The organism is Flavobacterium sp. HJSW_4 (genome assembly GCF_042436695.1).
Classification (GTDB): domain Bacteria; phylum Bacteroidota; class Bacteroidia; order Flavobacteriales; family Flavobacteriaceae; genus Flavobacterium.
Map to the genome: position 1 here is coordinate 40883 of NZ_JBHNPP010000015.1, position 14978 is coordinate 55860.

Here is a 14978-nt window from a genome sequence, read left to right on the forward strand (position 1 = left end):
TTATGCTGATTAAATCTGTAAATGGAAAATCACCTCTTATTCCAGAGGATTGTTATGTTGCCGAAAATGCAACTATTGTAGGAGATGTTACTTTTGGAGAATCTTGCAGTGTTTGGTTTAATGCTGTTGTGAGAGGAGATGTTCATTTCATTAAAATAGGAAACAAAGTAAACATTCAAGATGGTGCTGTAATTCATTGCACGTACCAAAAACATCCTACAATTATAGGAAACAACGTTTCGATTGGACATAACGCAATTGTACACGGCTGTACGATTCACGATAATGTTTTAATCGGAATGGGAGCGATTGTAATGGACAACTGCGTAGTTGAAAGCAATGCGATTATTGCTGCCGGAGCCGTAGTAACTCAAAATACAGTTGTGACTTCAGGAAGCATTTATGCTGGAGTTCCTGCCAAAAAAGTAAAAGACATTGATCAATCTGATTTTGCTGGTGAAATAGGGCGTATTTCAAATAATTACGTAATGTATTCTAGCTGGTTTAAAGAAGAATAGATTTAAAAATTCCAATAAAAAGAAATTCCAAATCCCAAGAGTCTTACCTTTTCGGAATTTGGAATTTTTATTTAAGATTTAAATTTTTTAGGATTTAAATTAGAGGTTGATTTTTTCGAAGAAAGTATTTTTATAGCTTTCGCTGATTGGAATTCTTTTGTCGCTTATTAAAACCTTGTTTTTCTGAATCGATTTTACGTGTTTGATGTTGATAATATACGATCTGTGAACCCTCGCAAACCCCTTGTTTGAAAGCAGATTTTCAAGTTTGATTAAACTAATTAGCGTCAGCGTAAATTTATTGTCTGTGGTGTAGATTTTGACATAATCTTTTAAGCCTTCAATAAAAAGAATATCAGCAAAATTCAATTTTACATTTTCATATTCAGCTCTTACAAACATAAAATCCTGATCAATTTCTGGTGCATTTGCATTTTCAGAAATTGTTTGTGGTGTTGTTGGTGAAAATATTTGCTGCGCTCTTACAACAGCTTTTAAAAATCGGTGAAACGGAATTGGTTTTACCAAATAATCAACAGCGCCAAGATTAAAACCTTCTACGGCATAATCAGAATAAGCAGTTGTAAAAATAACCAGAGGCTTTTTTTCTATTGTATTTAAAAAATCAATTCCAGAAAAATGAGGCATCTGAATATCCAGAAAAACCAAATCAACATTATTCTGATTGATGAATGAAACAGCATCAATAGCATTGTTGAAGGTGCTCACCAGATCAAGAGTATCTACTTTTTTGACAAAATCCTGTAATAAGTCTACTGCTAAAGGTTCGTCATCAATAATTACACATTTCATTTCTTCAGAATTAAATTTATAATTGTTTTGGCATTCAAAAGTAATTTTAAACCAGTAAATTAAGTTTTAAAATTTTCTTAAAATACTGGTTCCACCTAATCAAAAAAAGTTATGCGTTTACAGTTATGGTTTTTGTAAGTGTAAAACCATCTGTCAAATTACCTGTTATTGTTGCCATTTCATCGGCTAAACTATCAGCAAAAACATTGTCTTTTGTGTTTGCCGTATCCGCTTGTCCGTGTGCGGCATAATTAGTGCTTGAATATACTTCACTCGAAATCGTTTCTGGAAAAGCAATCTGCGTTACCAATAAAGAACTTCCTGTACTTGACAAAACTTCTACATGTACGTGCGGTGCTCTTCCTTGATACCAGCCAGGATAAATAGAGATAAAAGAAACTTCTCCGCTAGTATTTGAAGTTTGTCTTCCTCTTAAGAAATGAACAGAAGTATAATCTGTCTGCTGCATTTGCGTGCCGCCATATTCCGAATAATTTCCGTCTTTGTCGCAATGCCAAACATCGACCAAAGCTCCCGAAAGAGGTTCGCAATTGTTGTTTTTGTTTTCAATTTTTAAATTAATCAATAACGCAATTCCAACACGGTCAGATTTGATGTTTTCTAAAACCAGCTGACTTGGCGTTTTGATAGGAAACGGGCCTTTTGTTTCTGAAGGAGAAACCGTGCAGCTTCCGTCTCCAGAATTGCTAGTATCGGTATCATCATTGTCGCTTTTAGAACAAGATTCTAAAAATTTTGAAGCTGTTGCCAATGATGCAATGCCCAAAATACCATTTCGGAGAAATTTTTTTCTGTCCATAATCAGTTTGTTTAATGTATTGCGGTTTTAATTTCGTCTAACTTTAAATTCAAATGAACTCGGTAATATTCATTATCCTGAGTAATGGTTAGTTCGTGTGCGTTAGGATATAAAAGATCAAGACGGCTTTGAATGTTCACCAATCCAATTCCGGAGTTTTCAGGATCTTTTACATAATTCTCAATCGTGTTTTCAATCCAGAAATCAAGATTGTGATCTGTAATTAGAACCTTAATTTTTACGTGAGCCGCGCCTTTGTAATCAGTTCCATATTTAAAGGCATTTTCAACAAAAGAAATCAATAATAAAGGCTCGATAAACTTGTTTTTGGTATCGCCATGAACATTAATTACAATGTCTTCAATATTGTTCAATCGAAGTTTTTGCAATTCGATATAATTCTGAATATAATTGACTTCTTTTTCTAAAGCCACCGTTTTGTTATCTGTCTCATACAGCATATAGCGCATAAGTTCAGATAAAGTCACGATGGCATCAGGGACCAAATCAGATTTTTTGTGTGCCAAAGAATAAATACTGTTTAAAGAATTAAATAAAAAATGCGGATTGGTTTGTTTGCGCAAGTAGATTAATTCGGTATTTGTTCTATGTGTTTCGGCAATCAGTTTATTTTGCTGATTATTGTAAAATTCAGTTAGTGTTCTAATAATTGCAGAGATCGTAATAACCAAAATATAGAAAAACGATGGGCCAATTTTAAAGAAAAGAGGCTGTCTCATTTCGACTCTCTGATACATTTTTTCGTTTCTAGGAAAAAAATGAACATCATGAGGAGCCATTCTTGGCGGCATTATGTTCTCAGGTCTTAAATGTCTAAATTCTGGAATAAAATAATGCAATCTAATAATCATAAATACTGCAATCAGAAGAAGGGCAAACGTAAAGTAAAGCCAGTATTTTTTTTGCAGTAAATAATTGGGTACCAAATAAAAATAGTTAAGATAGAACAAAACAATTCCTGTTAGCCATTGCGCATAAAAGTCATTATTCATCTTAAACGGACTTTCGTAAAACTGAATTAGTGAAGTCAAAATAAAGAAAACCCATATTGCACAATGGAAAAGTATTTTGTTATAGCCGGTATTTTTAATGGTATCTATCTGCATTTACAATTTTATTTTTAATAAAATTAATTCATTTTTGGTTACCGTTGGAGATAAGTTTTGTTTGAGTTTTTGCTTAACGAGATCTGCAACCTTCAAAGCATCGTCTTTTGTTTCAAAACTTTTAGTATCGCTTATTACGGGAATAATTGACTGTTTAATTAAAACTTTTTCTTTGTAGGCAATTGTGTAGCCCCAACCAGAATTTGTTTTAAAAGAAGCTGTTGTTAACGTTTCTTTTTTTGCACAGGATGCTAAAAGAAGAATTACAAAAACTATCAAATACTTCTGGATGTTACTCCAGAAGCATTGTTTATTATTAATTATCATCGTCGCTTTGTTCGTCTAATGGGCTAAATTCCCAAGCATCATCAAAATAAGTAGAGCCAATTCGTCCTAACATATAGAATCCGCGGTTATTGATGGCAAAACCAACAGCATCAGTTCTTGTCGCTCCTTCCATTGGGGTTCTTTCTGTCCATAAATCAGTAGTCGGATTGTATTCCCAAACTGTTTTTATGTTTTCACCTCCAACAACATATCCTAAACCATTCATGGCGAAGCTTGATGCGTTAGAACGTACAATTGCGTAATCGTCGTTGTAGCTGTAATCATCATCTGTATCTTTGTCGATGTCTCTTTTTCTTGTCCACACATCTGTTGCAGGATCAAATTCCCAGAAATCTTCTTGGTAAACGCCATTGTTAACACCAGTTACTAAATACGCTTTGTCAGCAATTGTAAAAACAGTCGCATTACGTCTTTTGTTTCCGCTGAAACCATTTACCAAAGTCCAAGTATTTGCTTGGTCATCGTATTGATAAAAATCTTTTAAATAGTTTCCGTCGTAACCTGTTCCAAAATAAGCTTTACCGCCAACCTGAAAACCTACAGCTGCATAGCGCGCAGTTCCTGCAAAGTCTGTTTTTTGCGTCCAACTATTTGCAGAAGGATCGTACTGATAAAAATCTTTCAGTTTGTTTGTTCCGTCATAGCCAAGACCAACATAACCTTTTTCGTTTAATGCAAAACTAGAAGCAGAACTTCTTCCAATTCCTCCAAAATCTGCTTTTTGTTCCCAGTAATCTCCGTTTGAGTTGTAAACCCATAAATCTTTTAAATATACATCTCCAGTATAACCGCCAACTACATAAGCAAAATCTCCGATAACGAAACTTGTTGCACTAGATCTTGCAGGGCCATCAAAAGCCGATTTTTTAATCCAGTTTCCCATCAAATCATCATCATCATTATCATTGCTGCAGCTTATCAAAAAGAGGCTTGAAAAAAGCGCTGTGAATAAAATTCCTTTTTTTAGATTAATCATAGTGTATTTAATATTTATTGTTTGTATTTGATCCCTATTCCTAAAACGTAACCATTTCCGCTATTGTAGTCGTATATTTTATGGTCACTGCCATCTAGTAAATTGTATTTTTTATTGAAATCGTAACCTGCTTTAAAATTTAAAAACCAATTGCCCGAGACATTTCTTTCATACTCTAGAGCTGATGTCATTTGCGATAAAACTGCTTTTTCGGCAGTATTGTCTGTATGAGTTGTTTGGTCTAAATGATAAAAGTTTCCATTAAAACTATTCGTTAGACTGAATTTGTTTCTTTCATTATTTGAATAAGAAATTTTCGAATCTGGAAAACCAATTTTAAAATCTGTTTTTTCATTCATTTTATAATCAAAAGCAATAATCGGCGTAACCTTTGGCGTTCCAAAAATTGTTGTTCTGCTGGCTCCAAGAATTACATTTAATTTCGAACTCAACTGTTGGTTAATAGACAAACTTCCTAGAACTGTCACATCAGAAATATCCAATTTGCTCTGGAAATTTGCTGTCGGAACAATAGAAAGTTGCCATTTTGTTTTTTCTGTTATTTCAGATGAATATTCAAACTTGTTTTGAACTTGGTTGAATTTTTCCTGATCCGCATAAAAATTATAGGGATTGAAATCGTAATTCACCTTCAAATTAGAATATTCTAACGTGTTCGCTATTTTGCTTTTTGTTCCCAGTTTCTTCTGATAAAAAAGAGCAATGTCTGTTTCGCTAAAATTTATTTTATCTGTTGGCACAGTTTTAAAATTTACAGCAGCACTAAAATTTTCCTGAGCTCTTAAACCTAAAAATGAAATCAAAAAAAGAGAACAAATTAAAAACCTTACTTTCATTATTTATTTTATTGGCTCAAAATTAGATGGATGATGCCCTTAAAAAAAAGAAGATATATATATGGGGTGTTTTGATAGACAAAATCGCTGTTTTTAAGGTCGAATTAAAATTTGAGAACAGAATTCAGATTATAGATCGTTTTGTGCAATTTGTAGCCTAAAAAGGCGTGGTAGTATATGTTATAGTGTGTCGCCAAAGTGCGCAATTTATATTTGCTCAAAAATTAAATTATGCACAAGTTTATATTGCTACTGCTTTTTGTACTTACCTTATTTTCATGCGGTACAGATACAGACACTGGAGAATTTACTGTTGGGTCAGATTATCTGGCTTTAAGCAATAAAGTGATCATGATTGATACGGTGACTGTAGAAATGTCAACGATCAATTTTGACTCATTGGTAACTTCAAATAAAAGTCGAATCTTAATCGGGAATTATGATGATCCTATTTTCGGAAAAATAAAATCAGATAGTTATTTTCAGCTTTCAGGGAGTAGTTATGCATTAAATAGTACAGGCTCTGATACCGAATCTGTAAATTATGTTTTCGATTCTATCTCGATGATTCTTAAATACGATAAATATTATTATGGAGATACGACAAAGGTGCAAACATTTGACATCCATCGTTTGCTTCAAAAGGTTAAGCCTAATACAGACGACAGTAATTTCTACAACAATTCTACCTTAAGTTATAGTTCTGAAAGCTTGGGAAAGGTTTCTTTTGTACCAAGACCAAATCAAAAGGACTCTATCAATATTAAAATGGATAAAGAATTTGGAGAAGCTCTTTTTCAGAAAATTAAAAAAAGAGAAGTTACAGATTTTGATAGTTTTACAGAATATTTAAAAGGACTTGTTTTGGTTCCAGAAACATCCAATTCTTCTAATGTAATCGGATTTAGTGCAGGAAGCAGTAAAGTAAGATTGTACTATTCAAAATATATGGCCGATCAGGATGAGGTATCGTATATTCTCGATTTTACAATTGGAGATCAAACCAAACAATTCAATTCTATTTCTTTGGATAAAACAGGAACACTCCTCCAGAATCTCCCCGTCTCAAGTAGCTATTTGTCCAGTACTCTAACCAATAATCAAGGTTTTATTCAGTCAGGAACTGGGGTGGCTTGCAGAGTTGATTTTCCGAATATCAAACAGTTTAAAAATATCTCTACTAACGGAGCTATTGTAAATGCAGAATTGGTTTTAAAGCCTGTCAATAATTCTTATTCAGAGAAATATCCGTTGGCAGATTCTTTGGCGGTTTACATTGGAGATAATTTAAATCGAATAAGCGGAACTTTAGTAAATTCTGCGGGAACTACTGTTTACGGAATATTGAATAAAAAAAGCGATGAGTTTAATGAAAATGTCGGTTACACAATTCCTGTTGGGACTTTTCTTCAAAAAGAAATGCTTAAGGCAGCCGATTCAAGATCATCTCTCATTCTAACATTACCTGGAATTTCTAAATCTGTTAATAGAATTGTTTTGGGCAACCAGAAACACGCCGACAATAAAATTCAGCTGAAAATTTATTACATCTCTTACTAAATGAAAAATAAAATTGTTTTATGGAGTTGCTTCCTTTTAATGTCGCTGACTTCCTTCTCTCAAAGCATCTCTAGTTCACCATATTCGCTTTATGGCGTTGGAAGTTTGTATGAGTCAGATTTTGGTTATTTGCCATCAATTGGCGGTTCTGGAATTGCGTTGCCTTCAGATACTTTTATCAATAATTTAAATCCAGCATCTTTAGGATTTATGTATCAGAATCATTTTCTTTTTGATATTGGAGGAAAAGCTATTGCTACAACTTATCAGAGCAGTAATCGCTCAGAAAAGCGAAATAATTTTCAATTTTCTCACTTAGCTTTTGCTTTTCCAGTTTCTAAAAATTCTGGTTTTAGTTTGGCGCTTCGTCCATATTCTAGTTCCGTTTTCAAAATCTCAAATTTAAAACTTCAAATTGCCGATAGTCAAGAATATTATTATGTAACGGCGCAAGGATCGGGAGGTTTAAATAATTTAGACTTTTCATACGGTTACAGATTTGGAAAAAAACTGACAATAGGAGCAACCGGATCAGTACTTTTTGGTAATACAGTTGATGATCGCGCTTTTTTAATTTCGAATGCAGTTACAACAATACACAAACAAACAGATTATAGGGGAGTGCGTGCAACATTAGGGTCTCAATTCAAAATAGATTCAACCTTTACAATCGGAACGACAGTTAAAGTTCCTGCAAGAATAAACGCTTCCAAAGTACAGTCGGTAAATAGTATTGCAGATGAAGTTGTGTCTTCTATAGAAACGGACAAAGCTACAGCTACAGACGATTACTATATGCCTCTAGAAATTGGTTTTGGAGCCAGTAAACGATTTAAAAATAATTTAAATGTAACTCTAGATTACGAGAAAAGTTTCTGGAGCAACACCAAACAGTCTGATCTTTACGGCGAATTTGTAAATCAGGATCGTTTTGCACTTGGTCTTACCTATAGTACAAAAAAGAATGTTAGAAAATATTGGGATAGAGTGGGGTATGCGGCAGGCGTAAATTTTGATAATGGTTATCTGGAAGTCGATAAACAGCGTGTCAATAATGCGTCTATTTCTATCGGATTAAATCTGCCAATTGAAAATACATTTTCATCACTCAATATTTCATATTCTTACGGACAGAAAGGCAGAATTGCAAATGATTTGATAAAAGAAAATTACCATAAAATATCACTCAATTTATCGTTGGACGGAATTTGGTTCGTCAAGCGAAAGTTTGAATAATAATCTAAAAGTCTTTTTTGATTACCGGATATTTATACTCTAAAATTGACTCTAAAACTTTTGGGTTTGAGTTAACGTAGAATATAGGATCATGATCCGTATTTTCAGAAAAACCAACTTTATCGCGAAGCAGATTTTTTGTCTGACGCGCAACAGCTTCTCCTGAATCTATTATTTTAATATGATCTGGGAGAATTTTTTTTATTTGAGGAATAAGATAAGGATAGTGGCTACATCCTAAAACCAAATAATCAATATTAGCTTCGATCATAGGTTGAAGATACGATTCTAATAATTGTGTCATTTCTGGTGAGTACAAATTACCGTCTTCAATAAGTTGTACAAGTCCGTGGCCAACCTGTTCAATGATTTTGGTATTCTGGAACATTTCAGCAGTCTTATTAAACAATTCACTGTTAAGAGTTCCTTTTGTCGCTAGAATTCCGATTACTTGTGTTTGAGAATTATTTGCTGCAGGTTTAATAGCAGGCTCAATTCCAACAAACGGAATATCATAATCTGCACGAAGTTCAAATATCGCATTTGTTGTAGCAGTATTGCAAGCAACAACGATTAGTTTACAATTATTTTCCAGTAAAAATTCTACATTTTTTTTACTTAATGCAACAATCTCTTCTTTGCTTTTTTGGCCATAAGGCGCATTTTTGCTGTCAGCCAGATAAATAGTTTTTTCATTTGGAAGAAGATCATGAATGGCGCTCCAAATGGAAGTTCCACCAATACCAGAATCAAAAACGCCTATAGGATTATTGTTTGTCATAAAGCAAATTTACTATTTTTTAAATATAATTCGTTATTCTAAGTTAAGTCAAATCTTGAAATAATTTCGAAGATTGCTTTTAATTTTTTGTAAAAAAAAACTGCTCAAATTATACAAATTGAGCAGTTTAATTAAAGAGATTTTAATTTCTTAGAATCCTAAATCTTTTTTAACATCAGCAGTGATGTTTGGACCATCAGCTAATAATAAAGTAGAACCATCTAAAATGTATTGGAATCCTTTAGCTTTTCCAACTTTTTGGATAGAAGCTCTAACTTTTTCCATTAAAGGTTTTACGATATCAGTTTCTTTTTGTTGTAATTCTTTTTGAGCATTGTCTCTGTAGTCAACAATTCTCTTTTGCATATCTTGAACTTCTTTAGAACGCTCACCGTTTACAGCATCAGTTACAGTTGCAGCTTCAGCTTCGTACTTTTTGATTTTTACTTGATATTCATCAACCATTTTTTTGTATTCAGCATCATATGTACCACTTAATTTTTGCAGTTGATTTTGAGCATCTAGCATAGCAGGCATTTTCCCCATGATCTCGCTTACGTCTACATGAGCTACCTTCGCTTGCGCGTTCATTGTGTTACTTGCTCCTAAAATAAGAATTGCAGCAATTAGTAAAGTTTTGATTTGTTTCATCATTTTTAAAATATTAATTAATTATTGGTCGTATTTGTTTTTTGTGTTTCGGCTTCCTTTGCTTTTTTAGCCGCTTCTCTTTCTTCTAAAATTTTCTTTCTTCTTTCCTCCAATTCTTTTTTACGTTGTTCGTAAAGTAATTGTCTTTCTTCTGCTTTTGTCATTCCTGACTGTTCAGCAGCAGGTGTTTCTCCTGCGACTGGCGATGTGGTTTTAGCTGTAGAGCCATTTGCAGCAGGGCTCGCTGTTGTTGCAGCGGGAACGGCTGTTGATGTTGCTGTTCCAGAAACCGTGCCATTTTTTTTGGCGTCTCTTTCTTCTTGTAAAGCTTTTCTTCTGTCTTCGTATTCTTTTCTTTTAGCTTCTTGCTCTAATTTTCTGTCCTGAATTAACTTTTCTCTAGCAGCTCTTTTTTCATCAAGTGCTTTCTGGCGATCAGCCATCGCTGGATTTTCATCAATTGCATTTTCAATATTTTCCTTAGCTTCTTGCTCTTTCAATTGTTTTTTGGTCAGCTGCTCACGTTTTTCAGTACGGTTTAAAATCCTTAAAACCTGATCGCTGATATCAAATCTTTTATTGCTAAAAAGCATTGTAAGATCTGATGATTTATCAAAAACAAAATCATAATTTTTTGCTTCTGCTATATCTTGCACAGCAGTAAAAACCTGATCTTGTATAGGCTTTGCTAAAGCTGCTTTTTGTCTCATTAGATTTCCGTCAGAACCAAATTGTTTCTGTTGGTAATCCATCATTTCTTGTTCAAGAAACTTAATTTCAGTTTCTCTTTCTTCTATTAATTCTTTTGTAAGTAAAGCTTTTTCTGCTTTTAAACTTTCTTTTAAATTATTAATATTTAATTTTTTAGCCTCAACTTCCTGTTTCCACTTTTGAGCTTTCTGCTCTAATTGTGATTTGGCTTCTTTATAATCGGAAACATTTTCTAAAATATATTCCATGTCGATGTAGCCAATTCGAGTCGTCTTTCCTTGTGCCTGACTTGTATTTGCTACAATCAAGGCTAAAAATATAAATAAAAATTGTTTTCTCATAACATAACTTTATTTGATGATTTTTAACCAAACGTTATTTCACTAAAATTGTTGTCCAATGATAAAGTGTGTTTCCCAACCATTAGCTTTTGTTTGTCCTGGAAGAGCGTCAAACCCGTAACCAAAGTCGATACCCAATAATCCGAATGCAGGCATGAATACACGTAAACCAGCACCAGCAGAACGATTTAAATCGAATGGGTTATAATCTTTGAACGTTGGGTAAGATGAACCTGCTTCTAAGAACGTTAATGCAAAAATAGAGGCAGATGCTTTTAATGTAATTGGGTAACGCAATTCCATTGAGAATTTGTTGTAAATAGTTGCTCCAATTGCTTCACCTGCAGTATTTACTGGAGTTAAAGAGTTGTTTGGATAACCTCTTAACTGGATAGTTTCTCTACCATCCATTGAGTATTGCGCCATACCATCTCCTCCTAAGTAAAAACGCTCAAACGGAATTACTCCTCTTTCTTGGTTGTAAGCTCCTAAGAAACCAAATTCAGTAAGTGTTCTTAATACTAATTTTCCATAAACCTTAGTATACCAGTCTCCTTTAAATTTAACTTTATAGTACTCTAACCAGTTGTATTTTTTCTGATCGACTTTTGCTACATCTGTATCTGCACTTGCATAGTCAGATCCAACACTTACGTAACCAGTTGATCCATTTACAGTTTCTGTTTTAACATAGTCACCGTTGTTAAGCGGTTTTCCGTCTATACCACTTCCTGATGTTCCTGTATATTGTGTTTTGTATTCTTTTTGATTTTGCAAATCGCCATAATCAATACCATTAAATAAAGAGTATGGAGGTGTAACTTTTGCACTAATACTAAATTCAGAACCATAAGTAGGGAATATCGGGTTTACCCCTTTATTACTTCTTGAAATTCCGATAGTATAAGCTAAGTTTCTTGATGCACCATTACCAAAAGTAAACAAACCTGTATTATAATTATTCAAGTCATAGTGCTGATAACTTACAGATTGTGATAATACGAAGTAATCATCTGGCACGGTTAATCTTTTCGCTAACCCAACTTGGATTGTAAAAATATTAAAACTTTTGCTTTTATCAACGGTTCTAGTGATGTAATTGTTAAGAAATTGCTTACTGTATGAAATAGATGAACTAAATTGTACCGGTTTTTTTCCTCCAAACCATGGCTCTGAGAAAGATAAACTATAGGTTTGGAAATAAGTACTTCCTTGTAAACGAAGTGCAACTTTTTGTCCGTCTCCCATTGGTAAAGGCTTGTAAGCTTCTCTGTCAAAGATTTTTCGTGCCGAAAAGTTGTTGAACGAAAGTCCCAATGTACCAATGAAACCTCCACCGCCATAACCTCCTTGAAGTTCAACTTGGCTAGATCCTTTTTCTACTACATTGTACTCGATATCAACAGTTCCCGCTCCAGCATCTACGTTTTTAAATTTAGGATCAATTGCCTCAGGATCGAAGAAACCTAATTGTCCAATCTCACGAATGGTTCTAACTAATTGCTCTTTACTATATTTTTCACCTGGTTTTGTTCTTAACTCACGGTAGATAACGTGGTCGTTTGTTTTGTCATTTCCAACAACAGTAATTTTGTTGAAATAAGCGATAGGACCTTCAGTAACTCTAATCTCAAAATCGATAGTGTCATTAACCGTTCTTACCTCTACAGCATTAATGTTTGAGAACAAATAACCATTGTTTTGGTATAAATTCGTGATGTCTTCTGCATCTGGTTTTGTCTTATCAGCAATTCTTTTTTCTAGTAAAACTCCGTTATAAGTTTCCCCTTTTTTGATTCCTAAATAACGATTTAAAAGTTGGTCTGAATAAACAGTATTTCCTAAGAATTTAATATTACCGAAATAGTATTTATTCCCTTCTTCTACATTAATTTTAATAGCAAGAGTATTCTTTTTCTTGATGTATTGTACAGAATCGTATATAATACGAGCATCGCGATATCCTTTTTCTTTGTAAGCAGCGATTACTTTTTCTAAGTCAGTTTTGTATTTTTCTGGAATAAATTTAGAAGCTTTAAATACACGAATGAAATTTTTCTGTTTCGTGTCTTTCATTGCGGCGCGCAATTGATTATCTGTAAGTTGTTTATTTCCAGTGAAATCAATGCTGCTAATTTTTACTTTATCTCCTTTGTCGACCCTCACAAGCATGTTAACTTGGTGCCCGTTAATAGTGTCAGGAGTATTGGTAATTGTAACTTTTGTGTTATAAAAACCTTCTTTTTTGTATTTGTTTTCGATGTAATTTTTAGTGGTTGTAATTAAGTTTTCGTTGACAATTTTGTTCTTTGTCAAGTTGTTATCCTTAATTAATCCTTCGACTTTACTTTTCTTGATACCAACGAATTTAACTTCATTTAATTTAGGAAGTTCAACGATATCTAAATCTAAATAGATACTATCATTTTCTACCTTATTAACGTAAAAAGCGATTTCGTCAAATAGACCAAGTTTACCTAATTTTTTAATAGCGCTACTAATTTCTTCTCCAGGAACAGTGATTTCCTGACCTTTTTGAAGACCTGAAAAGGTTACAACAGTCTGCTCATTGAAGCTAATTTTACCAACAACAGAGACTTTAGCTAGAATATATTTTTTCCCTTGATCAAAAGGAACTCTTTCTTGTGCTTTAATTTGTGAAAAACTACCCAAAAGTAATAGGGTAAAGACTATTTGTATTTTTTTTTGCAACACTAAAAAATTATTTAATTTGTTCACTGGTTTTTCCAAATCTACGTTCTCTTTTTTGATAACTAATAATAGCCTCATATAAATCTTGGTCTTTAAAGTCTGGCCACAAGACATTAGTAAAATACAATTCTGCATAGGCTATCTGCCATAGCAAAAAATTACTTATTCTATGTTCTCCACTTGTTCGTATTAATAAATCTACGTCAGGTAAATTTTGCGTGTAAAGATGCTCATTTATAATTGAATCGTCAATAGTGTCTATTGAAATTATATTATTTTTAACTTTATCACTAATTGACTTTACAGCATTTACCAATTCTTCCCTAGAGCCGTAGCTTAAAGCGAGAGTAAGAGTTAAGCGAGTATTGTTTTTAGTTTTTTCCATAACATCCAAAAGTTCTTTTTGGGCTGTTTTTGGCAATTTGTCAAGATTTCCAATAGCATTAAGGCGTATATTGTTTTCTTGAAGAGTAACTAGTTCTTTTTTTAATGAATTGATCAATATTTTCATTAACGCCTGGACCTCAAGTTTTGGGCGATTCCAGTTTTCTGTAGAAAAAGCATATAAAGTTAAATACTCAATTCCAAGTTTAGCAGAGGTTTTGATTATTTCTTTTACAGATTTTGTTCCATTTTCATGGCCAAACGCGCGCAAAAAACCTTGTTGTTTTGCCCATCGTCCGTTACCGTCCATAATAATGGCCAGGTGTTTAGGTAAGTTTGTGTGATCTATTGATTCTATCAAATTCATTTTTAGTATGCGCAATAGCATGGTTTTTTTCCAAAGGTATACGTTAAAGTCATACCAGAAAAAATATACCAGTCATTATTATTTAAATTTCCAAATTTCATGATATTTGGATTGCTTGTATTCGGATTGCTTCCGTCAATATTGTCTGTAAAAGTATAGCGTGCACCAACTTCAGCAGCTAAAACAAAACGTGGCGATATATTCGATTTTATACCTAATGTAATAGGTATAGACATTGAGCTTCGGTTTTTTAGCTCGTATACGGTATTTGGGCTTGTAGTATATCGGTATAAATTATTGAAGAAAAAGTAATTTAAACCAGTAAAAACATAAGGCGTTATTTTGGTGTGATAATCGTGAAGATTAAAATCAAAAAAATTGAATTCTAAACCAGCAGAAAGCTCTTTTATGTCATTGTCAAAACGATAGCCTCTTTGATTTCTTCCAGTTTCATCTGATTTGAAGTCGTTTCCACTAATATTTGATTGTGTGTATGAGAAGCGCCATGCATGTCTCGGACTTCTGTTCCATTTATAAAGAACACCAAAAGCTAGTTTTTCTGGAGCGATATAAGTTGTTTTTCCAACATCGCCTACAAAGTTGCTTCCGCCAAGAAAAACACCAATCTCATTGATCTGAGCATTAAGTGTGATAAAGGGGAAAAAACATAACAATAAATTAAAAATTTTCTTCATTTAATTCAAAATTGCGTGCAAATATAATAATTATCGATACGAATCAAAGTTCCTTTAGTTAAATGTGCTTTTTTTTCAATT

The 14978-nt window shown here is 33.3% G+C and carries 15 protein-coding genes; 3 read left to right on the forward strand and 12 right to left on the reverse strand.

Features of this window, described 5'->3' with window-relative positions:
- Positions 1 to 2: 2 nt before the first annotated feature.
- Positions 3 to 518: a gamma carbonic anhydrase family protein gene (locus tag ACE01P_RS14880; RefSeq protein WP_379699186.1), complete on the forward strand. Its 516-nt coding sequence runs from the start codon at positions 3 to 5 to the stop codon at positions 516 to 518.
- A gap of 99 nt (positions 519 to 617) precedes the next feature.
- Here the strand turns inward: ACE01P_RS14880 and ACE01P_RS14885 are convergent, their stop codons facing one another.
- The 6 genes from ACE01P_RS14885 to ACE01P_RS14910 form a co-directional block, all read right to left on the reverse strand.
- Positions 618 to 1331 (reverse strand): LytR/AlgR family response regulator transcription factor, encoded by a 714-nt coding sequence (locus ACE01P_RS14885; RefSeq protein WP_379699188.1) that lies wholly within the window; start codon positions 1329 to 1331, stop codon positions 618 to 620.
- Between the two features lie 109 nt (positions 1332 to 1440).
- Complete coding sequence (locus ACE01P_RS14890) at positions 1441 to 2151, reverse strand: intradiol ring-cleavage dioxygenase (RefSeq protein WP_379699191.1); 711 nt, start codon at positions 2149 to 2151, stop codon at positions 1441 to 1443.
- A gap of 11 nt (positions 2152 to 2162) precedes the next feature.
- Positions 2163 to 3278, reverse strand: coding sequence for a sensor histidine kinase (locus ACE01P_RS14895; protein ID WP_379699194.1), 1116 nt, complete (start codon positions 3276 to 3278; stop codon positions 2163 to 2165).
- On the reverse strand, positions 3279 to 3605 hold the full coding sequence (locus tag ACE01P_RS14900) for a DUF4907 domain-containing protein (RefSeq protein ID WP_379699197.1): 327 nt from the start codon (positions 3603 to 3605) through the stop codon (positions 3279 to 3281).
- Entirely contained in the window at positions 3595 to 4602 is a 1008-nt protein-coding gene (locus ACE01P_RS14905) for a Kelch repeat-containing protein (protein WP_379699200.1), read from the reverse strand. The genes ACE01P_RS14900 and ACE01P_RS14905 overlap by 11 nt, the downstream gene beginning before the upstream one ends.
- A 14-nt stretch (positions 4603 to 4616) precedes the next feature.
- Positions 4617 to 5459, reverse strand: a complete 843-nt coding sequence (locus tag ACE01P_RS14910) for a DUF6268 family outer membrane beta-barrel protein (RefSeq protein ID WP_379699202.1) — start codon at positions 5457 to 5459, stop codon at positions 4617 to 4619.
- 231 nt (positions 5460 to 5690) lie between these two features.
- Here ACE01P_RS14910 and ACE01P_RS14915 point away from each other — a divergent pair, with 231 nt between their 5' ends.
- Both ACE01P_RS14915 and ACE01P_RS14920 read left to right on the forward strand, forming a co-directional pair.
- A complete protein-coding gene (locus ACE01P_RS14915; protein ID WP_379699205.1) occupies positions 5691 to 7019 on the forward strand; it encodes a DUF4270 family protein in 1329 nt (442 codons plus the stop codon).
- Positions 7020 to 8255 carry an aromatic hydrocarbon degradation protein gene (locus ACE01P_RS14920; RefSeq protein WP_379699208.1) on the forward strand — a complete coding sequence of 412 codons (1236 nt, stop codon included), beginning with the start codon at positions 7020 to 7022 and terminating at the stop codon, positions 8253 to 8255.
- Positions 8256 to 8259: 4 nt separating this feature from the next.
- Here ACE01P_RS14920 and murI read toward each other — a convergent pair whose 3' ends face one another.
- The 6 genes from murI to ACE01P_RS14950 all read right to left on the reverse strand — a co-directional run bounded on the left by murI (position 8260) and on the right by ACE01P_RS14950 (position 14897).
- Positions 8260 to 9036, reverse strand: a complete 777-nt coding sequence (gene murI / locus ACE01P_RS14925) for a glutamate racemase (protein ID WP_379699211.1) — start codon at positions 9034 to 9036, stop codon at positions 8260 to 8262.
- Positions 9037 to 9186: 150 nt separating this feature from the next.
- Positions 9187 to 9690 carry an OmpH family outer membrane protein gene (locus ACE01P_RS14930; RefSeq protein ID WP_379699214.1) on the reverse strand — a complete coding sequence of 168 codons (504 nt, stop codon included), beginning with the start codon at positions 9688 to 9690 and terminating at the stop codon, positions 9187 to 9189.
- Between the two features lie 14 nt (positions 9691 to 9704).
- The gene (locus tag ACE01P_RS14935) at positions 9705 to 10739 is read right to left on the reverse strand and encodes an OmpH family outer membrane protein (RefSeq protein WP_379699217.1); all 1035 of its coding nucleotides are present in this window, start codon (positions 10737 to 10739) and stop codon (positions 9705 to 9707) included.
- A gap of 42 nt (positions 10740 to 10781) precedes the next feature.
- Positions 10782 to 13529: an outer membrane protein assembly factor gene (locus tag ACE01P_RS14940; protein ID WP_379699220.1), complete on the reverse strand. Its 2748-nt coding sequence runs from the start codon at positions 13527 to 13529 to the stop codon at positions 10782 to 10784.
- Positions 13462 to 14202, reverse strand: a complete 741-nt coding sequence (locus ACE01P_RS14945; protein ID WP_379699223.1) for an isoprenyl transferase — start codon at positions 14200 to 14202, stop codon at positions 13462 to 13464. The genes ACE01P_RS14940 and ACE01P_RS14945 overlap by 68 nt, the downstream gene beginning before the upstream one ends.
- A 2-nt stretch (positions 14203 to 14204) precedes the next feature.
- Positions 14205 to 14897, reverse strand: coding sequence for a DUF6089 family protein (locus ACE01P_RS14950; protein WP_379699226.1), 693 nt, complete (start codon positions 14895 to 14897; stop codon positions 14205 to 14207).
- Between the last annotated feature and the right edge of the window lie 81 nt (positions 14898 to 14978).